The organism is Endozoicomonas gorgoniicola, assembly GCF_025562715.2.
Classification (GTDB): Bacteria; Pseudomonadota; Gammaproteobacteria; order Pseudomonadales; family Endozoicomonadaceae; genus Endozoicomonas_A; species Endozoicomonas_A gorgoniicola.
On record NZ_JAPFCC010000001.1, the window covers coordinates 3,357,318 to 3,381,783 of the forward strand.

General features: G+C 48.9%; 13 protein-coding genes. 8 read left to right on the top strand and 5 right to left on the bottom strand.

Features of this window, described 5'->3' with window-relative positions:
- Position 1: 1 nt before the first annotated feature.
- Genes sctQ through sctU form a run of 5 tightly spaced genes read left to right on the top strand, consistent with a single transcriptional unit; the run spans position 2 to position 3,870 of the window.
- On the top strand, positions 2–1,039 hold the full coding sequence (gene sctQ, locus NX722_RS15515) for a type III secretion system cytoplasmic ring protein SctQ (protein WP_262563743.1): 1,038 nt from the start codon (positions 2–4) through the stop codon (positions 1,037–1,039).
- A 44-nt stretch (positions 1,040–1,083) separates the two neighbouring features.
- On the top strand, positions 1,084–1,743 hold the full coding sequence (gene sctR, locus NX722_RS15520; protein ID WP_262563744.1) for a type III secretion system export apparatus subunit SctR: 660 nt from the start codon (positions 1,084–1,086) through the stop codon (positions 1,741–1,743).
- A gap of 21 nt (positions 1,744–1,764) precedes the next feature.
- A complete protein-coding gene (gene sctS, locus NX722_RS15525) occupies positions 1,765–2,028 on the top strand; it encodes a type III secretion system export apparatus subunit SctS (protein ID WP_262563745.1) in 264 nt (87 codons plus the stop codon).
- A complete protein-coding gene (sctT, locus tag NX722_RS15530) occupies positions 2,015–2,821 on the top strand; it encodes a type III secretion system export apparatus subunit SctT (RefSeq protein ID WP_262563746.1) in 807 nt (268 codons plus the stop codon). Before sctS ends, sctT begins: the two co-directional genes overlap by 14 nt.
- Positions 2,818–3,870 carry a type III secretion system export apparatus subunit SctU gene (sctU, locus tag NX722_RS15535; protein ID WP_262563747.1) on the top strand — a complete coding sequence of 351 codons (1,053 nt, stop codon included), beginning with the start codon at positions 2,818–2,820 and terminating at the stop codon, positions 3,868–3,870. The genes sctT and sctU overlap by 4 nt, the downstream gene beginning before the upstream one ends.
- Here sctU and NX722_RS15540 read toward each other — a convergent pair.
- Positions 3,865–6,192, bottom strand: a complete 2,328-nt coding sequence (locus NX722_RS15540) for an inositol phosphate phosphatase SopB (RefSeq protein WP_262563748.1) — start codon at positions 6,190–6,192, stop codon at positions 3,865–3,867. The genes sctU and NX722_RS15540 overlap by 6 nt on opposite strands.
- 338 nt (positions 6,193–6,530) lie before the next feature.
- Here NX722_RS15540 and aspA point away from each other — a divergent pair, with 338 nt between their 5' ends.
- The 3 genes from aspA (at position 6,531) to NX722_RS15555 (ending at position 10,110) form a co-directional block, all read left to right on the top strand.
- A complete protein-coding gene (gene aspA / locus NX722_RS15545) occupies positions 6,531–7,967 on the top strand; it encodes an aspartate ammonia-lyase (protein ID WP_262563749.1) in 1,437 nt (478 codons plus the stop codon).
- 687 nt (positions 7,968–8,654) lie between these two features.
- A complete protein-coding gene (locus tag NX722_RS15550) occupies positions 8,655–9,293 on the top strand; it encodes a response regulator transcription factor (RefSeq protein ID WP_262563750.1) in 639 nt (212 codons plus the stop codon).
- Positions 9,294–9,720: 427 nt separating this feature from the next.
- Positions 9,721–10,110 (top strand): response regulator, encoded by a 390-nt coding sequence (locus tag NX722_RS15555; RefSeq protein WP_262563751.1) that lies wholly within the window; start codon positions 9,721–9,723, stop codon positions 10,108–10,110.
- Here NX722_RS15555 and sbcB read toward each other — a convergent pair.
- From sbcB to NX722_RS15575, 4 genes are read right to left on the bottom strand one after another with little or no spacing between them, the layout of a single operon-like run.
- A complete protein-coding gene (gene sbcB, locus NX722_RS15560) occupies positions 10,099–11,532 on the bottom strand; it encodes an exodeoxyribonuclease I (protein WP_262563752.1) in 1,434 nt (477 codons plus the stop codon). The two genes, NX722_RS15555 and sbcB, sit on opposite strands and share 12 nt — an antisense overlap.
- A gap of 13 nt (positions 11,533–11,545) precedes the next feature.
- On the bottom strand, positions 11,546–12,175 hold the full coding sequence (locus NX722_RS15565) for a YigZ family protein (RefSeq protein ID WP_262563753.1): 630 nt from the start codon (positions 12,173–12,175) through the stop codon (positions 11,546–11,548).
- A 60-nt stretch (positions 12,176–12,235) separates the two neighbouring features.
- Complete coding sequence (locus tag NX722_RS15570) at positions 12,236–12,595, bottom strand: PilZ domain-containing protein (protein WP_262563754.1); 360 nt, start codon at positions 12,593–12,595, stop codon at positions 12,236–12,238.
- 15 nt (positions 12,596–12,610) lie between these two features.
- Entirely contained in the window at positions 12,611–24,283 is an 11,673-nt protein-coding gene (locus NX722_RS15575; RefSeq protein ID WP_262563755.1) for a hypothetical protein, read from the bottom strand.
- Between the last annotated feature and the right edge of the window lie 183 nt (positions 24,284–24,466).

The window sequence follows — 24,466 nt, forward strand, 5'->3', positions numbered from 1 at the left end:
CATGTCCACAGAACCTCTGGCTTATCAGACCCTGTCAACGGCTCAGTTTGAACTGAGTCGTTTACTTTGTCATCGCCAAAGCGTTTTTACCACCGAAATCAACCAGGCTGAGGCAGAGCTTGAGCTGTGCCACCAGCCAGCCGATACACTGCCCTCCTATACCTTCCATCTGGAACTCAATGGCCACCCGTACCAAATTTATGCCGGTGACAGCCTGCTGGATTCACTATTGCCCGGTAAGCTGGATCATCATGGACTCAATAAATTACCCGACGATTTGCGCATCGCGGTACTGACCCACACCATAACGCCGATTCTTCAACCACTCTCTGAACGGTTAGGTATTTCCTGGTCACTGCAGGAAGTTAAGCCTACGGATTCGACAAATCATCCTGCCACACTGGGTATGAACATTCGCCAGAACACCATTAACACACGTATTGAGCTGCTGATCGATGATCTGCTGTTGTCCATACTGAAGGCGATTCCTGCTCATCATCCACAGCAATTGCCCGATATACCTTTCTGGGCGACTCTGGAAAAAGGGCAGACCCGATTGCCGTTCTCAGAGCTGAAAACGCTGGAAGCTGGCGATATTGTTTTTTTAGACCAGCACATCAACGACGATCAGGTCATTGTTCGTATCAACCAGCGCACCGCATTTCTGGGAGAGATCGCCAATACCGGAGTCAGCATCTTACAGAGGCATCAGACAATGGACGAATATGAGCAAGAACAGGCACTAGCCGACGCTGAGAATGGCCATGAACAGGAAGGGCCGTCAGAAATGTCGCCTGCCGATGCAGACGTCAGCGTTGACCTGCACGACCTGCCCGTCACCCTGATGTTTGAAGTCGGCCAGCAACAGCTCACCCTGGCAGAGCTGCAGGGCATTCAGGCAGGCTATATTTTTGAACTGGATCGCTCAGTCCAACAGCCCGTTAATGTTCGTGCCAATGGCAAGCTCATTGGTCACTGCGAACTGGTACAGATTGAAAATCGCCTCGGAGCACGCATCACTCACCTGCACGATCAGTAAACCAGCTGAGTTCTCCTGAAAACAAGGGACAGGACTGACCACCCATGGAAAGCGGTATACTGAACCTCACCAGCCCTTTTTATTTAATGATCCCATTGGCGCTTATGGCGCTGATTCCCTTTATGGCGGTCATGGGTACCTCTTTCCTGAAACTGGTTGTCGTCTTTTCCATTCTTCGAAACGCGACGGGTCTGCAGCAGATTCCCCCGAACATTGCCATGAATGCCCTGGCGATCATCCTGACACTGTACATTATGGCCCCGGTCGGTTACGAAATGTACGAGCGAATTCAGCCTGAAACCCTGAATTTTGAAGACCTGTCCTGGATCGAAACGGTTCAGGATGGCATCACCCCTTACCGGGAGTTCCTGAAAGCCAATACCACGGCAGAAGAGCGCAACTTTTTCCTGAAATCTGCCCGGCTTCTTTGGCCCAGCCGTTACCAGACAGAGTTGTCAGCCGATGACCTGATGATACTGCTGCCGTCGTTTTGTATCAGTGAACTGACCAAGGCGTTTCAGATCGGGTTTCTGCTGTATCTGCCGTTTATCATCATTGACCTGATTGTATCCAACATACTGCTGGCCATGGGTATGATGATGGTGTCGCCCATGACCATCTCCCTGCCCTTCAAACTGTTGTTATTTGTTTTGCTGGAAGGCTGGACAAGACTGATTCACAGCCTGGTACTCAGTTACAGCTAGACCTTTCAGGAGGAGAAAAGAATGGTTGATGGTGAAGTGATACAGCTGACAGCTCAGGCACTACTGCTGACCCTGATCCTGTCCATGCCCCCCATCATTGCGGCGGCAGGCGTGGGCCTGATTATCAGCCTGGTGCAGGCGCTGACCCAGATTCAGGAACAGACCCTGCCCTTTGCGTTCAAGCTGATTGCCGTCATCATCAGTATTTTTGCCACCGCTCGATGGCTGGGTATTGAAGTGTATAACTATTCGCTGGCTATCATGACCAAAATTGGCACGATCTGAGATGCTTATCCCGATTGATGAACTCAAGGAATGGTTTTATGTGTTCTCAATGGGAGCCCCACGGATTGTTGCGCTGTTTACACTGATTCCTTTTCTGAATAAACGTCTGCTCGGTGGTGCCATGATGCGTAACGGCGTGGCCATGGCACTGGTGCTGTTTATGCACCCCATGCTGGCGGAAGCCGTTCCGGACAAAACACCCACCATCTACGCAACCCTGTTCATTGTGTTAAAAGAGGTCTTTATCGGGGCGCTTCTGGGCTTCGTGATTACTATCCCTTTCTGGGCTCTGGAATCGGCCGGTTTCTTTATTGATAACCAGCGGGGTGCCTCCATGGCGAGCGCCATGAACCCTTTATCGGGCGCTGAATCATCACCGATGGGCATTCTGTTTTCGCAGGCGTTCACTGCTATTTTCATGGTCAGCGGTCTGTTTTTGCTGCTGGTAAAAAGCCTGTTTATCAGCTATGCCTCCTGGCCCGTCTTCAGCTACTTTCCCAACATAAATCCGGAAGGTGCCATCTTTTTCCTGAAGCAGTTTGACCTGATCATCAGCCTCTCCATGTGGCTGGCCGCACCGGTCATTATTGCCATGTTCATTACCGAGTTCGGCATCGCCCTGATCAGCCGCTCGGCACCTCAGCTGAACGTGTTCATTCTGGCTATGCCGATTAAAAGTGGTGTCGCCGCCGCCATTCTGGTGGTCTATGTCGGAACGATTCTCACCCTTGCCCGTAAACACGACGAAGGCATTCCAACGCTGTTTATGATGCTGGGAGAACTCTGGCGATGAGTGCGGAAAAGACCGAACAACCCACCCCGAAAAAACTGAGGGACGCACGCCAGAAAGGTCAGGTCGCCAAAAGCAAGGAAGTGTCGGGTACTTTTGGTTTTCTGCTGGTCATCGCTACCCTGTGGTTTATGAGTGATGACTACATTAACACCATTCAGGAAATGGTGATTCTGCCCTCTACGGTTTATAACGAAACCTTTGAGGAGGCCTTCAAAATTGTCACCATGGGCATTCTCACCAAATCCATTGAACTTCTGATACCCCTGGTCGGCGTTACCCTGTTAGGTGCAATCATTGGCAATGTCATGCAGTTTGGTTTTCTGCTGGCCGGTGAATCCATCAAGCCTGACATCAAAAAAATCAGCCCGATCGGTGGCTTTAAAAAAATATTTGCCATGAAAAACCTCATGGAGTTTTTTAAGTCGGTGGTTAAAATCGTCTTCCTTTCCATTGTTGTCTATTACGTGATCAAGGGCAGTCTGGGTGATATGGTCAATATGCCTTATTGCGGTAGCAGCTGCATTCTTCCCATTACCGGCATACTACTGAAAAAACTGTTGCTCTACGCCATTGCCGCTTTTATCGTTATCGCCGTACTCGACTTTATGTTTGAAAAGCATCAGTTTACCAAGCAGAACAAAATGTCGAAGGATGAGGTCAAACGGGAACATAAGGAGAGTGAAGGTAGCCCGGAGATCAAAGGCAAACGTAAAGAGATTCATCAGGAAATTCTTAATGAAGCTGAAAACACCAAAAAATCCGATGTTGTCATTAAGAACCCGACCCATCTGGCAATCGGTTTGCATTACAGTGAGGACAAAACCCCATTGCCCATTGTCACGGTAAAAGGTCGTGGCGGGCGCGCCCGCTTTATTATTAAAATTGCAGAGAAAGAAGGGATTCCCATTCTGGAAAACGTCCCCCTTGCACACGCCCTGTTTGACACCGATATTGCCAGCTATATTCCCAGTGAACTGATTGAACCTGTTGCCGAAGTTTTCCGTTGGGTGGAAGACCTCAAGGAACAGGAGAAGTATGGAGAGTTATAAACCCACCATTTTTGACAGCCCCCTGACCTCTTCCCGTACCTCCTTATCGCCAACACGCTCGTCAATGGAGGTAATGCGCTCGGTTTTATAACCCCTGACGCCTACATTCATCTCCTGAACCTCATGGTTGCCGGACTTCAGCAGAATTTCCCTGAACAAGGTTTTCTCGCCTTGAGCCAGTGGACCCGGCTCTGGTACAGCGCCATTTTCAGCAATTCTTGCAGTCAGGAATTTAATCTCTGCATCAAGCATTCCCGTCCGGTCCTTGCCGCTTTTACAGTTAATTAACGGTACACCTCCCAGCTTATGGGTAAGCAAGGCAACTCTGGCAGCCAGTTTATAGGCGTCCTTGTGTTCGTGGTGATGACGACCTTTTCGATAAATATCTTTGATCTGCCGGCTAAGGTCCTGAACGGTTTTCCTGTCTTTTGCCAGCTGACTGGATTCCTGCTTTATTGCTTTAATCAAAGCGGCATCGGGTTTAGCCCGATTTTCTTCAGCCGTCAGTTTGTAAGCGAGTAACTTCTGCTTTTCTTCGTACTGACCAAGCCAGTGAGCAGCCATACCGCCGATTTCACCACTGTGCTTCGAGTTGCCAACCAGGTCTGTGATGGCTTGCTGGTTCATACGGGCCTGATTTCGCCGTCCGCCAAAAACTGACGACAACGGCCCGACACCACCCCAGTTAACCGGAATATTGAACTGTGACTGTCGTAAGTTCACCCTGACTTTCCGGGAGGTACCATCAGGCCCAGCCAGCTCAATCTCTACAGGCTGGTTTCCGGGAGCAGTGAAATATTTGAAGGCCTCATTCTGGGTTTTCTGCATTTTCGCTTCTTTGCCGGACCCTACCCCGGTCGTCAACAGTGATGTCGACGTAGTAAAGAGCGTCGGTATATCTTTTCCGGTTTCTGCTGCTTTGAGTGCCTGCTGGAATAACTCAGGCTTGGTAGAGAGGGCTGCAATCAAAATCTCTTCCGCTTTTTTTCTGGCTCCCTGAGCTTTTAGCGCTTTTGCATCATCACCGCCTTTCACGCCATAAGGGTCTACGACACCATGTCGAATACCGGTAAATTCATTGTGATCACCAATCTGAAAATCGGTGCGCAACAAGTTGGTCGCATGTTTCAGGTTCTTTGTATCAGCACAGCTGACACCTTTGCTTCCCTGGTAATCCAGCAGTTTCTGCTGCTCTCCATTGACCTCAATCTGTGAGGCAGGGGTTTGCTTTGAAGAAAAGATCCGGCCATCATGCTCAAACGACTTATGAATGACCTTCCATTCCCGGTTATTCAACTGCTCAGCACAGGCTTCCTGAAACCTGGTATTGATCCGGGAAGGCTCAACCCCGGCTTCGACCAGAGCGTCCTTCAACAACTGTGGATACAGATCCTTGGCAACTTTGACTTCATCTTTCGATACCGGCCTGTCGCCACTGAGCTGAACGGTTCTCTCAAGCTGGAGAAACTGCTCATCCAGCCGCAGCCCCACCTCTGCCAGCCGGTTTTTCAGGGGGTCATTACCAGCCTTCACGGCAACAGCCAGTTCATCGGCTACCAACGCTTTGGCCGCCTGAAACTGGAGCGACTGAAGCTTGAACAATTCTTTGTGGTTATGAGTACTATTGGCATTTAATTCATCTTCATGGGGCGAAGAAAGCTGTAGCCTGCCCTGCTCTGCCTGCAAAACATCACTGTCTGATACATGGCCCTTAAAGGCTGAAAGCACCTCATCCCCGGACAGTCCTAACTGATCGACGAAAGAGGCAAAGGTTTGCGGGTAGTTCTTTAACGATTTGACCGATTCCGGCGTAACTTCAAACTCATGACTGGCAAGAATCTGTTTCAGATGGGCTTTGATGTCTTTCAGTGTCTCTGCCAGTTCACCACCCCGGGATTCAGTCGCTTCTGAAATCGCATCATCGGTCACCTTTAATGCAGCATTCAGGTACTCATTGCGAACCGCTTCAAACTGGCTTCGCACTTCAGGGTCAGACCTTTTTTCTCCCTGCGACAGAATCAGTAAATCATCCAGTCTGGCTGAGGTTGTTCTGCCCGAAGTGACCTGCGGCTTAACGCCTGAGACTTGCTTTGACAGAGGGCTGGAAACCTCAACACGACGATCATGAATAGAGCGCTTTGCCGGTTGGCGCTTGCCGGAGGCTTTGGCAGACCCGGGGAGAATTTTGAGTTTTACTCCGATGCTTTTGACGGCTCTGTTCAGGCGACTACTGCGTTTGTGGACAACTTCATCGTGTTTTGCCGGGTCAAGAGGATTAAAAGACGCATTGCGTACACCACCAACTGATCCGTTACCTTCCATGGTTTTTCACCTTATCCCCGGAAATGATTCAGCAACATTGCTGTAAACCTTTGTCGTTATTAGGAAAGCATAGTCAATTAAGAAGTTAATCAGTAGTCAGATAGTGGCAATGCTCACAGTTAATGAAATAACTAATAATCAGTTAGGTAGATTTTCTTATTGCTGCAAATTCTAAAGAGGCAGAGACTAACCCATCAAATACACGGATCAAATGCTGCATAATTCCGCCCCGAATCAAGGCTTCTGACAGCACAGAGTGCTCAATTGTAAGCAGACAGACGAGGGCTGATGGCACGATCCATTATTGCCGACCTCCAATCCTCACGGTGATGACCAAAATGGCACTGGATACTACTGAACTGAACGAGTATCGAACTGAACACGACCTGCTGGGTGATGCCAAAGTACCGAATACAGCCTATTACGGTATTCAAACTCAGCGCGCTATGGAAAACTTTAATATTTCCGGTGTCGAACTGAGTCACTATGACAACGTGCCAACTGCTCTGGCGATGGTAAAGAAAGCCTGTGCTCTGGCTAACCGTGATGTGGGCATGCTCGATGCAGCCAAGGCTGACGCTATTGCCGACGCCTGTGATGAAATCATCGCAGGCAAACTGCACGACCAGTTCCGTGTAGACATGATACAGGGTGGCGCAGGCACTTCCACCAACATGAATGCTAACGAAGTCATCGCCAACCGTGCGCTGGAGCTGATGGGCTATCGTCGTGGCCAGTACGAACACCTGCATCCGAACACCCACGTTAACATGGCCCAGTCCACTAACGATGTCTACCCGACCGCCATGCGACTGGCTATGGTGTTGAAGCACAGCGAACTGATCGTTGCTGCCCAAAGTCTGAAAAATGCCTGTGTACAGAAGGCAGAAGAGTTCAAGAGCATCCTGAAGATGGGCCGCACCCAGCTGCAGGACGCTGTGCCGATGACTCTGGGTCAGGAATTCAAGGCGTTCGCCACCACCATCGGTGAAGACATTGACCGTATCAGGGATATGGCAAAACTGCTGTGCGAAATCAATCTGGGCGGCACCGCCATCGGTACCGGCATCACTGCCGACAGCCGTTACGCGCCTCTGGCTGTTCAGTACCTGTCTGAAATTTCCGGTCAGAACATGATCCTGGCAGGCGACCTGGTGGAAGCCACTTCCGACATGGGTGCCTTCGTGATCTTCTCCAGCGCCCTGAAGCGTATGGCAGTAAAACTGTCCAAGATGAGCAACGACCTGCGTCTGCTGTCTTCTGGTCCTCTGTGTGGCCTGAACGAAATCAACCTGCCTGAAATGCAGCCAGGTTCTTCTATCATGCCTGGTAAAGTAAATCCGGTTATCCCGGAGTGCATGAGCCAGATCGCTTTCCACGTCATCGGCAACGACATGGTGGTAACCATGGCTTCTGAAGCTGCACAGCTGCAGCTGAACTACGCTGAGCCGGTTCTGGTTTACAAGATTCTGGAGTCCATCCAGCAGCTGACCAACGGCATGTTCATGCTGACCGATCGCTGCGTTAAAGGCATCACTGCCAATGCAGAAGTTTGTCAGGCTTACGTAGACAACTCTGTTGGTCTGGTAACTGCTCTGAACCCATACCTGGGCTACGAGAACTCCAGCCGCATCGCCAAAACTGCACTGCGAACCGGTCGTCGTGTTGTTGAGCTGGTGAAGGAAGAAGGTCTGCTGACTGACGAGCAGCTGGCAGAAATTCTGAAGCCGGAAAACATGGTGGCTCCACTGGACCTGAGCAGCAAGCTGATATAAAAGACTAACGTCGTTTATAAGGCTTCGAAAACATCCGAAAAGCCCGCATTCAGCTTCCTGAACGCGGGCTTTTCGGTTTTCCACCAAGCTACAACACTAAAAACTAAGTAAGCTTCACACCTTCAGTCGCATATCCCCCAATTTAAACCTCACCCCATTCGTCTTACATTGCGCAATTCGCATAAGGCAAGGTCAAAAACGAAACAACTTAAATTCACAGAACGTAACAACTGCGCATTATTAATGGTAAGATGCACGATCGTAACGAGTAGAGAAATCACACCGGCTCATACTCCGCAATGTCGAAATCCTCTGCTAAACTGTGATCGAATTCCACAGCCGTTAAGCATCTTTTTGCGTCCGCTTTTCATAAAACGACTACAGGCAACTGTAGTTTGACCAAGCAAGCATACGCAAATTACCTAATGCCTGAGATGAACAGAAGTATGACGTGGTTCTGTGTTCGTTATGCCTTACCCAACTGTGAACCAAAATTACTGCCTGCAGCACATCATGACAAATGATGGTATGACTACAGGCACCCTCATGGCATGAATCACGGCATGAACGGTCATGGCATGAATCGAGGCATGGAAAGTTAGCTGAAACCTTCCTGCCAGACGGCGATTAACTGTCACCCTTTTACGATAACTTGTACTCAGTGGAGTCATTATGCAGCAACAGGACATGAAACAGGAACCCACCGTTTTCATCATCGATGATGACGAAGCTGTGCGTGACTCGCTGAAAATGTTGATGAAGTCTGTTGGTCAGGCTGTTGAAGCGTTTTCCTCTCCGGCAGAATTTCTGGAGAGCTACGACGAAAACCGTCCGGGTTGCATTGTGCTGGACATTCGTATGCCGGGCATGAGCGGCCTGGAGCTTCAGAACAAACTGAACGAAATGCACTGTATTCTGCCAATCATCTTCATCACCGGCCACGGCGATGTTCCGATGGCCGTTCAGGCCATCAAAGACGGTGCCATGAACTTTATCCAGAAGCCATTCCGCGACCAGGAACTGCTGGACCTGATCAACGATGCCCTGAAACTGGATACCCAGCAGCGTCGCGAACTGCTTGAGCACAAAGAAATCCTGCGTCGCCTGTCTACCCTGACCGACCGTGAGCGCGAAGTGCTGCATCATGTTGTAGAAGGCAAAGCCAACAAGGTGATTGCTGCCGATATCAACCTGAGCCAGCGTACGGTAGAGATTCACCGGTCACGCGTGATGGAAAAAATGGGAACCAAATCTCTGGCCCATCTGGTACGTCAGGTAATGCAGGTTAAAGATCATCTGGAAGGTGAGTTTAACTTCAAGATTTAAGTAAATCCCATTAGTTAAACCGGGGCAGAGTGAACCATTGAAACCCATAACACTCTGCCAGCGGTTACCCTCACGGGTAAAAACTGCAGCGCCCATCTTCTCAGTTTCGGCTTGATACCAGACGATCAACGGATTTCTACCATCAGAACCAGCGGGTAGCATCCCTTTGCAATTCGTCACGAAACTGGAACAAAAGCTTTAAGTACTCCCCGTACAACGTCTAGTAAATCCCTCCATTCAGCAATTCAGACTCTAAATCTAAACTTCTTTCAGTCTTAGTGGTAACCCGCCACATCGCCTGGTTATCAAGCCCTGCAGCTAAAAGCTATAGTTTCTTGTTAGAGCTTCTTGTTAGAGCTTCTCAACAAAGAGACTATTTTTAGAACAGCGGGGTCTAACGCCCTATTAAATCATCAAGGCCGCCTATATGAATCTGGCTAAACAAGCAATCGTGTATCTTCTTGAAAAAGATACCAGCATTACCGATACCATCCGCAGCCTGTGTGATGAAAAATCCATGATGCTTGAATGCTTTGATTCCGGACCAGAGCTGCTGCGCGCTATAGATCTTCAGGTGCCTGCCTGTATCGTTGCGGCAGACAACGTGCCTGTTGGCCATGCATTGACATTGATGGAAGCACTGGACGCCTGTCATCAGGATATCCCGGTCATCATTCTGGGTGAGCACAGTGATGTGTCCAGCGCCGTAGCAGCCATTAAAGCCGGTGCCATCGATTACATCGAAAAGCCGGTCATCTACGGCCGCCTGGCAGAGCATTTCAATCAGGCACTGGCTCGCACAGCATTAACGAGCTAAACCGGCTTGCAGTTGGTCGGCGTAAGCGGCCAACTGATCAAGCAACTTAAGCGCATCAGCCGAAGCCCCTTGCTTCGCACTGTCCAGATCGCTCCGGAACTGACTAAACCCAAGTACAGCGGAGTCCTGACCGGATAATCTCTGGCGTCGGAACTCATGCCACCTGAGAGACTCTTCCTGATCCAGTGTTTCAGGGTAATGACGCCCACGATATCTGAACAGCATTTCATCAAGACGACCGTCTTCAAACGACAAGTGCAAATTCCCAAGTGACTCCGGGGTCGCTTCTGAAATCCGTTCCATCAGGCGTTTATCCGCCCAGGAAAAAAAGCCACCTGAGTACAGCATTTGATCAGGGTCCTGAGTCTCTTTGCCTGACGAACCGGTAAAGACAGCCTGTACCTTTTCAGCCAGCTCCGGAATGTTCAGTAGCATTTCCCGATGACGAAAGCAGGTGTCCAGATCAATATTGAGCCTTGCCTGATCTTCTGCCCTCAATACCTTCAGAGGTGCCAGTGCCGGACATTTATTGAGACTGACACCCTTCAGCGGAATACGCTCCCGTGTCTCCCCTTCCTGCCTTGGGGTAAAAAGGTTGTCCTGAATCTCTTCCACAGACATTGCCAGCAAAGGCGCTGGATCAACACTCAGGTCATACACAAACACCTGGTTCCGGTTCCGGGGGTGCTCAACCAGAGGCAGTACGACAGCCAGACACTGTTTTGCCAACCCAAACATACCGGAAACGTGAACAACCGGCTGTTTTGTATGGAGGCCCAGCAAAGCTCCGGCCTTGTCTTTGAAGCGATGATCCAGATAAAACTGGAATAACTTAGGCTGTTTTTCCCGAATCAACCGGGCCAGGGCGATAGTAGCACGGACATCAGACAGCGCATCGTGGGCAGCTCCGTGTTCAATGCCATTGGCTTTGGTCAGTTCTTCCAGCTTATAACTGTTAAAGCCATCTTCTCGTTTTGGCCACTGGATTCCATCAGGCCGTAAAGCCCCCGTCATACGCACCAGGTCAATCAAATCCCAGCGGCTGTTGCCATTGGCTCTTTCCCGAAGATAAGGGTCATGAAAATTCCGATAGAGGCTGTTCCTGATGACCTCGTCATCAAAACGAATGCTGTTGTAACCTGCTGCGCAGGTGCCGGGAACCATCAGCTCATCAAGAACGTGCTGAATAAACTCCGGCTCAGACAGACCTCTGGCATTGACAGCCTGAGGCGTTAAACCTGTGACCAGGGTCGCCATGGGATGAGGCAGATGATCATCGGGCAACTTGCAGAAGAGGTTGACCGGCTCTCCAATCTCATTGAGTTCCGCATCAGTACGAATAGCAGCAAACTGCGATGGCCAGTCGGTGGCAGGATTGGTGCCAACGGTCTCAAAATCGAACCATAAAAAACTTTTTAGCATAGAAATATCCGGGTTAGTCGTCTGACCATCTTAGGATTGCCTGCCCTTTACTGGCCTCTGACACCCTGAGCCCAAAGGACTGATGCTCAGAATCAGGAAGTGAGACCTGTAATTCAACGACTTCAGAATAGCTATGGCTGACCACTTCCCCCCCAAAGCCTTCCAGCAAATGTCTGACAACCTGTTCAGAGGCATAATCAATAATCACTATACCCGTTTTCATTGCCACACGCTGTTCAACCGGCAACGCATCACAGGCCGCCTGAACCGAAGCACCATAGGCCCTGACCAGGCCACCAGCCCCCAGCTTAATACCACCAAAATAACGTACGACAACAGCACACAGTTCGCCAATGCCTTTGTGCTGAAGAACGTTCAGCATCGGCTTACCGGCAGTGCCACCGGGCTCCCCGTCGTCATCAAAACCTACCACCGTATTACCTTCCGGAGGACCGGCGATAAAAGCGAGGCAGTGATGGGAGGCATCAGGGAAACGTTGTCTCAGACTGGACTGAAACAACAGGGCTTCGTTTCGGGAAGAGACACGGGCAAGAAAACAGATAAAACGGCTGCGCTTTATTTCGGTTTCCACTTCAATAAAGTCGCCAACCGCCAGGGCAGGTACAGCATAATCCTGAGACATGAAGTAACAGATCCAGAGTTTCAACGTTATGACACCCCGGAACCTGTCGGACTTAAGGTGTCACTCTATTTCCTGAAAAGTAAAAAACTCTTTCAGGGATTCAACCAGATCAATAATATCACTGTCAGCATTGACAATGCTGTAGCCGGAGTCAAAAAACTCAGGCCCCACATCGGGTTTACACCAGTGGCACCGGGCCTCAAAGTCTACCGGCGTATGATCACCCGGAAGAATAATACGCATACTGTAAACCGCACCGATTAAAACGGGTACAGTGCTGATCAACATCAGCCCGTTACTGCTGATATTGCCAATACTGCCCATCTCTCTCATGGTATTGCGATTATAAACCCGCAAATATTCATTTAACTGGTGTCGTTTGATGGTTCGGCTTTCCTTGCCTTTTGGTATCAGTGACATTCCCTGCTCACTCCTTTACTGCGTTTTAACGGTAAACTGTTGCATCATGTTCGCCTGTCGCGTCATGAAATCCACTTTGGCTTCTGACTCTTCCTGACGATCCCTGTAAAAAACGTTCATTTCATTCAGAGCCTGTTCTTTCCATTCACCAAGACATTGCCTGAAAACCGGGCTATCGAGCCTGGCACAAAAATCTCTTATGGCGTCATCATCTTTCTGTACCTGTTTCAGACGTCTGGCGGTATTAATCAGCTCATCCACCTCTTTTTCCGGATCGGTTTTTACACTCAAGTCCGGAGTACTGGAAAATCTGGCTTTCGAATGACGATTGAGATGCGGGATTCTTGGCAGCCGACCAGCCCGTGAGGAAGGTCTTGCTTTTGGCGACCTCTCACTCTGTGCAACAGAGTCGCCAAACAGCATATTCGAAAATTCGTAGTTGTTTTCTAAAACCCTGACTTCACTATTGACCGTTTTTCTCCAGGTAATAAGATAAATACCTGTAAATTCTGAGTTAGTGGCAGTGGCATCTATCCCTTTCTTTTTAACAGGCGCTTTTTTCTTAGCCTCCTGCTGAGTGAGGATTCTCTTTCTTTCATTTTCCTTTTCCCTTTCAAGACTGGTGTAGTGAACACCCAGCTTGTGACTTGAATTAGTCACAAATTTTGCGCATGAATCGTTTATGTTTTCTATAATAGAGTCTCTTAACAACGGGGTAATATGGGTTGTAAAAGACACATTAGTCAGGGCATCCATCATTTTTACATAACGCTTTTTCATGTCTGTCTTTAACTCGATGGCCAGATCATCCAGACTGCCACTGGGCTGGCTTTGCTTATCCAGTACTGACCGAAAATCAGAAATCTCTTTTTCCGCCTGTTCACATACTTTTGTAAGACCTCTCAAGTTTCGGATATACGATCCTGCAGCTTTTTTGTCAGTCGCCTTCTTGTTTGAAGCAACAGACTTGTCAGCCTGGAGTATATGCGACTCAATCTCTCTGGCCCTCTGCACAAAAACCTCTCTGGCCTGGATCGCTTTTTCATACAACTCTTTCCGTACCATTTTTAAGGGATCTGTCACCACTTGCTCAAGCCCGCTGGTCATAATTTCATCAGCACACCGCTTAATCTGTTGTTTAACAAAGTCAGGCGTAACCGTCTCTTTTACTTCTGATATATCCATCTGCTTCTTAGCAACACGCCGTGGGCTCTGCTGCATCAACGCTTCAGTCGTGTCCCGGAATGACTGAAGAATCATAGTCTGCTTCCGTTCACTGCCAAGCTGTTTTTTAACGTCTTCACTAAAGGTCAGTTTCTGACAAGCGCCAGCACAACCCTGCTGAAGCCACTGATGCTCTTTTTCCAGCTGCCCACTCACATGGCTGCGAATCTGTGCCTGTTCCAGCAACGCTTCATAATGTCGGGTGTCCTCATTTTGTTCACGTTTTGCCATTTCCACAAAAGCCAGCTCCACCCAGGCTTTCTTTGCCTTCCATTCGAGTTTTTTCAGTTGGGCAAGGTCTTCAGCAAATTGACCGAGAATACCGGACCGGGACCATTCGACCGTCTTTAAATGCTGTAACTGCTCCTGCATCTGGTTCTCCAGTCGTGCATCCAGAGCCGCTTTTATAAGACCAGAGTTGTCTTTATGGGTCTTTCTGATCTGCTTTTCAGCCTCAACATCATCCTCAACATCCAGCGGCTGATTAACCAGCTTTCTTTGTGCGCTGCTCAGGTTCTCCTGATTAGCCCCGGCATGTTCATTCACTTTCGCCTTTGCCGTTTCCAGCTCCGGGGACAGAGCCATCAGCGTTTCTTTCTGCGGTGAGTCTGAACAGATGCCAGCTACAGCGCTCATATCCACCACAATAAACAACTTCTGAAGGTTTCTTGGTGTCGAACGTCGCATTAAACGACCCAGCTGCTGAGCGGCTGCATCGACCCTGCCTTCTTTGCCCTGCTCAACCAGCCCCAGGCAGACGCCGACCGAACCGGCCGACTTGCCATCCGGACCTTTCTGTGGGGCGTCCGTTCCTTCGGATTGTTCCAGCGTAAAGTACACATCAATGCCTGTGCCGCCTTCCTGCCGCATTAAGGCTTCTTCTTCAGGCAATACCGTCGCTCCGGCCTCCTGACCATAGCGTGGGTCATCCTCCAGGTATTGCTGCATCTCCTTCTGTTTGTTGTAAAACACCATTCCCCTGACTTTTTGCGCCTGCGTCGGAGCGTACTCCTTTCTGGCGGTTTTCAGGTCTTCATAAAACGCTTTGGCTTTCTCAACCGTCTTATCGCCGGACTCGGTACCATCAAAAACCAGTACTGACCGATCGGTACCGACCTTGTTCACAACCTGCCTGAGCAACTCGGGACGATTGTCGGTGGCCGGGGCCGTGACAAAAATGGGTTCAGCCTTACTCATCCAGAAATTAAATCGCTGCTGGGTGGTAAAAGGATCGGTATGGGCCAGTTCTTTGATGTCTTCCGCCCTGTCTGCTTCTGCTACGACCGCCTGGGCGTAATTAGTACCCGGGGTTGCACATAACAGATGCCTGCGGCTGCAACTCATAACGTATTCATCGTGACTTCGGATGATATCGTCCATCGTCAGCGTATAGTGGGGCAATGCACTGACCGCCCGCCGGGTAGCATCCAGTATGCTTTGCGGATCTCCGGTTCTGTATGGCACAACCAGACTGACCCACTCATCAATAAAGGTGGGTGATTTAGCCAGTACCGAAAAAACTGAGTGAAGTCGATCCACAACCCTCTGCTCAGAGGGCTGAAGGTCACCTTTTGACTCGAGTGCATTTAACAGGTGCTTCAAAATCTGGACATCTTTTACAGATATCCCGACAGGTGCCTGCCCCTCCTGACGAAGCACGGTCTGACGCTGGTTTTCAGGCACTTCCGGGGCAACACCCAGCACGATATTTTCTATTTTTCTGACCGCCTCTTCTGTCCACCACGCGTGTCCCGGTTTTACAAAATCCTTTTCAAGATCCAGCCTGCGATAAACCTTTCCTTTGGCGGCATAAAAGCGGGACAAGTCAATATCCAGCTCTGACTGGTTAGTGACCGGAGCGCAGACAACCACACTGCAATCTTTTTGCCCCTCTGCCAGCTCTGCAGCATGGGCTGTGAGGATTTTGAGAATGGTCGACTTACCCCAACCTGTTCCCTTATGGGATACCCTCGACATCGACTTGTCACTGGCACCATCTGCCATGCAGTCCGTTAACTGCTGCAGTGCGGCATTCACCTCTTCAATCTGGTTCGCCCTTAAAACGGTGCGGGCTCTTCGCTCAAAGGACAGCTTTGCCAGCACATCCGTTGTTAAGGGGGCATCAGCATAGTTTTCCAGTGACCGGTGAATATTCTCCTGCGCAGTGGCGCAATCAGCCATGCCCAGATTAATCTCCCTACACCGATCCGCATAAGCGGCACGATCTCCCCCTTTCACATCAATCATCATGGGTGCGTCCGCTGCCAGCTGTTTCAGGTCACGCTTTATGCTTTCCTGCCGGGAAAGAATCTGCTGAGTCTGGGCAAGGTCGTTCTCAGCCAGCATAAGGTTGGCAACAAGATTAATAAACTGACCATCCTTACAGTGAGCAGGCAACCGGCCTCGCTCAAAATCCGCCATTACCTGGTTCAGAATCTGTCGTTCTGAATAACGGCTGAACGTCTTCTGATCAGCACTGGACACCTGCTGAACAATTTGTTTCCGTAAAACAGCCATCTGCTCGCCCAGACGAGTACAGTGTTCCCGGTTCACTGTCATTACACGATCAAGTCGTCGTACAACAAAGGCGGGAGAACCTTCAGGTGGTTCTTCGTCCATGGAAGCAGGAATATACTGAGGCTTAAGCTCACACCCTTCAAACACATAAAGAGGTTTGAACACTTCCTTACGAAACCTGGCCTGTTCTGCTGCCTGCTCCACTAATACCGGGTCACTATCGTGTTTCAGACGCTCCTGACAGGTGCTGATAAAAGCATCTCCGGCAATATTGAAGGTCGCATCGACATTGAATGAGTCATAATGCTCAGGGTTGTACTCTCTAAGACTCGTGGCACTTTTATGCTGTTCTTCGCGTTTGGTTTTGATGATATTTCTTAACGGATTAAGCGACACCGTGTAAAACTGGAGATCATCAGAAGCATCAACCGTTTCGATGGGTGCCTTCACAGGATGATCAACGGCAGAATCCAGATACAGCTGATGCGCCTGAGCTTCACAGTTGACAGGCAGCCATTTGCGTCTGCTGCCCAGAACCGCCTGAACCAGAGGCTGTTTTTCAACCGCCGCATGCGATTCGTTGTTCGGTTTGAGTAAGACGACCTCTGATAAAAAGCGTGCCTGTTGCAGCTCTTCAACCGGCTTGTTACTGATAGTTCGAGGCACCAGCTGGCCAGAAGTATCCACTTCATAAAGGAAATATTGCGGGTTGCTCCTGGTCTTTTGCAGCAGCAAAATGCCGATATTACCCTGGTCATCCCGAACGGGAATCCAGTCTCTTTGTACCGGAACTCCTGAACGGTTTTCAAAAGGCACTTCCAGATTCGGATAATCCAGCAAAAGCGTGGGGTCAACCGTCCAGACAGCTCCGCCCATCGCTACTTTCCATTTAGCGGGCTGCCATTTAGCGGGCTGTCGTTTATCACGTTTCTCTTCAAAGACCAGAGGAGGAATGCACTTGTCATTCTGCAACTGCAGATAGCGGGTACCGGTGACGATACTCTGCTTAACGCTGGCTGTTCCGGCGCCATCAAAAAAGGTATTAAAGAGTGCGTTAGTATTTTGCCCAAGGTCAGTAATGCGGTAACTGCCGTTTACTCTGGAGACTGCAGTACTATCCAGCAACTGCTGCCCCGTACCCTCTTTAAAACAGTCCAGAACCTGTCGATGAGGATGGACGACCAGTTTATTGCCCTTATGGGATTGTCCACGAAACGCCTCAGCACTGCCTTCCAGTGCTTTTTCCTCGTTCTGGCAGCCTTTGACCTGATTAATCAGCTTTTCTCGCTTAGAACCCTGCTTCTTACTGGAAAAATCACCTTCATTCGACGTGACTTTGGCAGTAACCAGCCTTGAGGCATTTCTGGACTCCAGATCAAATCGACATGCGTCGTACAACTCGCTAAAGGTCGGCATATCAACCAGACCATGTTTCTGTCGCATATCCCTGAGCCAGGCACTGGATGCCGCCGTGTAGTTGTACCAGGGCTTATCAATACCCAGATGCTCTTTACGCACACTGGCCAGAAACGACAGGACATCACGGGCAAATTCCGGATTATCCAACAGCGACAAAGCCAGTTGCTTGCCAGACTCACCTCTGGGATCGTCCGGATCAGCGGGAGCAAAGTCAGCGGCACTGTCTGTGCGATCACCTTCAGCAGCGCTCTCAATCGCAGCCACGGCACCGGCAATCTGTTCTTCCATGTAATGCCGGGCATTAGGAGAAACAGCGTTTGCCAACTCCAGAGGCAGCCGCCCGGGCAACATCCGCTGTAAAGCCTCTTTGTAAGCTAACAGGCTTTCCAGCGTTGAATCATCCTGCCCTTGCAGGGTCTGAATTTTCTCCTGAAACTGGCTCAACAATGTCGAACAGGCCGACGTTGCCAGAAATGCTGCCGTGTAGCCGTCCAGTTCTTTCTGAATGGATAAACTGGACGAATGTTGTTGCAAATGGCGCAATTTAACCAGAACCCGGGTCACCAGATCATGAGGGTTGTCGGAATTCGTCTGAACCAGACTTTCAAAAGGCTTGGTATGTTCATCAAAACCATGCTCTTTGATGAGTGCCTGCGCACTTTCAAAAGATTTCTGTTCTGCCTCAAACACTGCCGTGTTGGCATCAATCCTGGCCAGATATTTTTGTACGGTTTTGCGGGAACCGGACGCTTGTTCGTCAGTTTTGTATTTATCTCTTAAACGTTGAACCTTGTCGTGGCACACCTTAAGAGCCAGAATCATTTGCTTCCGTTTTTCGGACTGACTGGGAGGTTCGTCAGGCTTATATTGATAAACCCTGCTGTTTTTTTCTATTTGTTCTATTTCTTCCTCAAGCGCAGCGCCCGCCCTGGATAAAGCTGCACCTATCTGATCGTCATCCCCTTCAGGTATTACATAACCAGAGTCGCTGGCCTTGAAGCTCTGAAGTTCCTGAACCAGCTGTTTAATACCCAGCGGTTCAACAGTGCGCCCCGTGCTGTCAGGGTTAAGGGAATAACCAGAGTCTGTACTACTAATTTCGTCGGAATCACTTTCCTGAACCAGAGGTTTTTTCAGGTGTCTGAATCGTAAAAGAGCCTGTTGTTCATTAATGGCTTCATCTCTTTTCAGGAACGCCTCATCCCTGTCCTGAAGCGCCATTTCAGCAAGTTCTTTTTCAAACGCAACCTGTTTTTCCAGCTCAACTATTTTTACCTCTGTAACGTCAAGCTGTTCACTGGTCTTACGCTCTTGTTCCTCTAGCTCCTGATGGCTATCTTCCAGCGATTTAACACGGGCTTCCGTACTCTCCAGTTTAATCAACGTCTCTGAAAGCTCTGTCTGCTCATGCCCCAGTTGTTCCTGCTTCTGATTCAGTTGCTGCTGCAGGCTGTCAGTCTCTTCTCTGGCTGCCTGTAACTGACTCTCGACAGCAGTTTTTTCTTCTCTTATTAAAGCCAGGGCTTGCTGCTCTGCAATCAGATCATTTCCTGTTGATAACACCTGAGCTTCGGCGATTTCTGCTCTCTGCCGGGCAGCGCTCAACTCTTTATCCAGCCTGGATTCAAGCAGGGCGACTTTACTGGATGAACTTCCCAGGTCGTCTTTCAGCCGTTCAACGGCGAGGGTTTGCTGTTCAAGGTCATTAGTTTTAGTGGCGAGTTCAGTGGATACCTGAGCATGTGCCTTTTGAAGTGTCTCGTAATCTTCTGAGCTTTTTTTCTGTAGATTATCCAGCTCGTCTCTGAGGCGTTCTTCCTCATTCTTTAATTGTTCGTTTTCCGGCCTTAGTTTATTCAGATCATCTACAGCCTGCGTATGGGCTTGTTTTAATGCCTTGTGATCTTTCTTAGACTTATCAATCTGCGAGGATAAATATTCTATTCTTTTTTCAGCGGTTTCTGACCTGTTCCTGAGCTCGCCCAACTCTTTATTAAGCAAACTGCGTTCGCTATCCCAGAGGCGCTTTTCACTACTAAAGCCTGCTGTTTCTTCAATCAGCTTTTTATTGCTTTCGTTCAGCTGACTCTTAACGCTCTGATAATCAATTTGCAGTTCTGCCAGTGTTTCAGATTTTTCCGTCAAATCATAAATCTTGCGTTCTAAATCCAGCTTTTCGCTGGTTAATTCACTTTGAGCCAGTTTAAGCTTTCCAACTTCTTTAAGTTGCTCTTCTTTTTCACTCCTTAATCCTTCAGCCTGACCTTTCAACTGTGTATTGAGAACACGCTGCTGTTCCAGTTCGTAATTGACACTTTGCAAATCAGATTCAGCCGCTTTAATCTGGCTGTCAGCTTTCGCTTTTTCTATCGTCAGTTTATTCAGCGCTTCATCAAGAGTATTAACCCTTTGCTCCCGCTGTTTCAGCTGATCCTCAACCTCCCTGATGGCGTGTTGATGTTTCAGCTCCAGCTCACCTTCCTGCACCCTGAGCTGTTCCAGTTTAAGCTCTGCTTTTTGCTTTTGTTGCAAAGTATCTTTTACGGCATCAGCCTGCTGGTCACGATCCGCAGTAATGGTTTTAACATCCTCCTGAAGCCGGGTCACTTTCTCTGAAAGGACTTTTACACCTTCATCCCCGTCATTGAGTGTTGCTATCTCTAATTCACGTTCCCTGAGCTGAACTTCCAGCTTCTGGATCTGCTCTGTTTTGTCACCAAGCTCTGCAAGGCATTCATCTCTTTTATTCTCAACCTCAGACTTCTTCTGCTCCAGTTCAGCTCTCGCTGCCTGCAGACCTTCCAACTCATCAGACAGTTTTTGTTCCCGACTGAGTGCCTGCTGATTTCTGGCTTGCTCTTCTTCAAGCTTTGTCTCAAAGTCATCCACACGACCCAGTGCGTCTTCGTGAGCTTTTTGAGCATCGCTCAGCAATGACTGTGACACTTCCAGCTGACTTTGCAATTTTTCAAGCGCTGTCTGTTGATCAAACAAGCGCTCCGTTTCTGCCTGAAGTTGCCCTTGCAGTTTTTCCTGTTCAGCGACAAAAGCCTGGCGCTCTTTACCGGAAGTGTCTTCCTGATTTCTTAATTTGCCCTGAAGCGCTCGAATCTGTGCTTCAAATTCACTACGCTGCCGGTTCCAGGCCTTTTGTTCTTCTAACAGATTGTTCAGTTTGAATTCTGTTGCCTGCTTATCTTCCTCAACAGCATGGCGATCAGATTCAGACTCTGTTAATGCCTTATCTTTTACTGCAAGCTCTTTCTCAAGAGTCAGCCTCTGCTGATCAAACTCCGCCTCTTTCTGGCTGATAACGACGGTATGTTGCTCTTGTTGTTCTTTTAGCGCCTGCTCAAGAGACTTCACCCCGGCACTGATCGTGGTCTGTGTCTTTTCAGCATCCGCCAGCTGTTGCAGGTATTGAGTCTCTTTATTTCTGAGTTCAACCAGCTCTTCTTCAAGCCTGGTTTCCTTATCTTTTAAACCAGCCAGTTCTGCCTGAGTTTTCTGTTCAGCTTCAGCCTGACTGGACAATTGCTGCCCTGCTTTATCAGCCTCTCCCTGAACGGTGTTGAGCGCTTCCTGAAGCTCACTGATTGTTTGCTGAGAGGTTGTTACCTCATCTTGCAACGCCCTCACTTTTTCTTCTGCGGTTTCCCGTTGTTTAGTGGCGGTTTCAATCTCTGACAGTTTCTGGTTCAGCACTTCCTGAGACTGTTCTACTTTTGCCTTCCAGTTTGCAGTTTCTTCTTCACTGTCTTTAAGCTTCGCCGCAAGTAACTGACTCTCTTCTGATGCCTCGATCAGCACCTGATCATGTTGTTTCTGCTTTGCCTCAGAGTCATCAATTAACTGTTGATAGTCCGACTTCAGCTTCTGCAACTCGCTTTCTTTTGCAACAGCCAGTGTTTCAGCATCAGCCTGCGCTTCCTGACTTGAAACCAGTGCAGACTGATTTTCTGATTCCGCAGCAATAAGAAGACTGTACTGTTTTTCCAGCTCCTGATGTTTTGTCTGCCATTCACTTAACTGCTCTTTTAATAAAGCCTCTCCAGCTTGAAGTTCTGATAATTGACTGTGTAATAACTTATTCTCAGCCTCAGAAAGCTTATTTTGCTGGTCTGCTTCTGAGGTAAGAGATTCTAAGGATGTGATTTGATCACGATAGGTATTCAGCTGGCTTTCATGTTCAGCCATTGCTTCATCAAACTGACGCTCCCAGTCCGCGACTTTGTCATCTTTCTCTGAAAGCTGCCGCTCAAGGGTAGCAATCTTTTCATCCGCTTCCTCGATGAGCCGTTTGCTTTCAGCCTGCGCTGCTTTAATATCTTCATCGGTCTGCTGTTGAGCGTTAGCAATCGCCTGTCTGGCTGCTTTTAACCGGATAACTTCCTGTTGTTCTCGATTCAGTTTTTCCTGATTGTTTTCAAGCTCTGACTTTAAATGCTGGACTTCTATACTGTCCTGCCTGTCTCTTTCAGCAAGAGCCTGTTTAGCCTGATTGACTTCAGCTTTGAGCGTTGCCTCAATCTCTTTATAGGCTTGCAGCTGATTGTTCAGTTCATCACTTAACTGTTTTGTACTTTCCAGCTCTTCGGTTAACTGCCGCTGTTCCTCCAGAGTCCGTTTCGAGGCGTTTTCTGCCTCTGACTGCTGACGGCTCAGCTGTTGTTCTTTCTCAGCAACACTCAGTTCCAGTTCTTCAATTTTGCTTTCCAGTGACGCTTTATCTTTCTCTACGCTTTGCAGTGTGCTGTTGAGTTCCTCAAGCTGAGTATTTAATGAGGCTTCCAGAGCTTTGCTGGCTTCTGCTGCTTCTATTAAGGCTTTTATCTGCTCTTTGTATGTTTTCAGCTCTGTATGGATTTGGGATAACCTGCCCATCTGATCATCAACGACCTGATTAATATTTTCATTGAGTGCTTTAAGATCCTCCTTTGCTTTCCTCAGCTCATCCTTTGTCTTTTGATGCTCAGTCTCAAACTCTTCAGCAGCGGCTAGCAACTGTGCTTCCGATGCGCTTTTAGCCTGTTCCAGCTGTTGTTCCGCCTCAGCCAGCTGATCTTTTAGGTGTGACTCTGCCAGCGTTAACTGTTCCAGCTGCGATTTCAGCTCTTCGTTACTTCTGGCAGACTCTTCCAGCAAATCTTGTACTTCCTGAAACCGCGATGCTGCCTCAGCCGCTGCCTGACGAGAACGCTCCTGTTCCTGCTCCAGCGCAGAACTCTTTTGCAGAATCTGTTCTTTCTGGCTGGCAATATCCTTTTCCAGTATCCCTATTGTTTCCTCAAGCTCACCTTTTGCGACCTGCGTTTCGGCCAAAGTGGTTCTCATCTGGTTTTCAGTCAGTTGTAATTCTTCAATCAACGCCTGTTGGCGCTGTTGCTGCTCAAGAAGGCTGGCGTTCTCTTCCGTTAACAGGTCATTGCTGGCTTTCAGCTGTTCCCACTGATCTTTTAAAGTCTCAAGCTCTTCTTCCCGGTCATTCAGCAACCGTGTCTTAAATTCCAGTTCCTGGCTTAAGAATTGAATGATTTTCTCGTTGTTCTCAGCATGACTCTGTGCTTCTTCAAGACGACTGTTGAGCTGTTCCACTTCGGTCTTCAGCTTTTCAACAGCCTGCTGGCTTTCCTCCAGCTGTTCCTGAAGCTCGCTTTCACGCGAAGGAGGGGGAGACGTTGAGGGCTGGGATTCCGGGGCGGCAAGAGGCTCACCGTCAGCCGGTGTTTCGGACATTTCTTCGCCAGAGAAATAATCTGATTCTGATCCGCTTTCTGGACTACCCGGTATGACAAGAGGGGTGCTGCAGGGTATATAGCCTTCTGGTATATGGCTTCTACGGCAATAGTATTCAGTGGCGATTTCGAGATCTTCCCTGAGTTCTTCCAGTTCGGCACTAAGAAGAATTGCTCGATAGTAAGCATCGTTCGTCTTGCCCTCTCTCTCCAGCTGTTCATTTTTTGCAGCTTCACGCTGCTCAATCATTTCCCCTATAAACCTGGCTCTCACAATGGTCAGCTGAACAATTCCCAGAGGGATTGCCCCTCTTGTCAGAGATTCTTTTGTGAGGGACCGCGTATTCAGGTTTTCCAGGGGCGGTGGCAGGGGAAGATTGAACGCTTGATGCAAACGAATGATCCGAGCCTGCATTTGTTCAAGATTTTTGGCACCTGCACGCTGTATCTCATATTCTGTAACGCCCATCAGCGTGCTTTCTGCTCCGGAAGAAAACGAAAAGGGTGCAGACAGCTTCAAAGCAGGATTGTCGTACTGCTCATCAGGCGAGGTCAGGGGCGGAGAAAGAACAGGGGTAACACCTTTCAGAGCATCAACAGATCGTTCATCCATCTCCAGAAGAGGAGAGCGCCCCATCAAAGATGACCGGCTATACGCTGGCTTCGGAAGATACAGTGTAGGCTCTACCCGTCTGACATTCGGATGTTTGCCATCTCCCCAGTCTAAATGAACCGGGTGATGAACACCTGTGCTGTGTTTTGTGCCATCACTTCTGGGTGGGTGAAAATCCATATTCCGTTACAACTCGCCCTGTTAACCTCGGTAAGCAAAAAATTGGAATAAGCACTTCTATCTTGATAGCAGGAAGGTACAACTGATGGATAAGATCAACCTCTGCAATAAGCACTGCTTACTGCAATAGCTAATGCTCATAAAAAGACTGCATTATGAGTGAGATAGCTTGTTCTCTAATTA

Excerpts from the sequence above, each read along its gene's own strand:
- sctQ (WP_262563743.1), top strand. The coding sequence starts at position 2 with ATGTCCACAGAACCTCTGGCTTATCAGACCCTGTCAACGGCTCAGTTT.
- sctR (WP_262563744.1), top strand. The coding sequence starts at position 1,084 with ATGGAAAGCGGTATACTGAACCTCACCAGCCCTTTTTATTTAATGATC.
- sctS (WP_262563745.1), top strand. The coding sequence starts at position 1,765 with ATGGTTGATGGTGAAGTGATACAGCTGACAGCTCAGGCACTACTGCTG.
- sctU (WP_262563747.1), top strand. The coding sequence starts at position 2,818 with ATGAGTGCGGAAAAGACCGAACAACCCACCCCGAAAAAACTGAGGGAC.
- NX722_RS15540 (WP_262563748.1), bottom strand. The coding sequence starts at position 6,192 with ATGGAAGGTAACGGATCAGTTGGTGGTGTACGCAATGCGTCTTTTAAT.
- aspA (WP_262563749.1), top strand. The coding sequence starts at position 6,531 with ATGGCACTGGATACTACTGAACTGAACGAGTATCGAACTGAACACGAC.
- NX722_RS15550 (WP_262563750.1), top strand. The coding sequence starts at position 8,655 with ATGAAACAGGAACCCACCGTTTTCATCATCGATGATGACGAAGCTGTG.
- NX722_RS15555 (WP_262563751.1), top strand. The coding sequence starts at position 9,721 with ATGAATCTGGCTAAACAAGCAATCGTGTATCTTCTTGAAAAAGATACC.
- sbcB (WP_262563752.1), bottom strand. The coding sequence starts at position 11,532 with ATGCTAAAAAGTTTTTTATGGTTCGATTTTGAGACCGTTGGCACCAAT.
- NX722_RS15565 (WP_262563753.1), bottom strand. The coding sequence starts at position 12,175 with ATGTCTCAGGATTATGCTGTACCTGCCCTGGCGGTTGGCGACTTTATT.
- NX722_RS15570 (WP_262563754.1), bottom strand. The coding sequence starts at position 12,595 with ATGTCACTGATACCAAAAGGCAAGGAAAGCCGAACCATCAAACGACAC.
- NX722_RS15575 (WP_262563755.1), bottom strand. The coding sequence starts at position 24,283 with ATGGATTTTCACCCACCCAGAAGTGATGGCACAAAACACAGCACAGGT.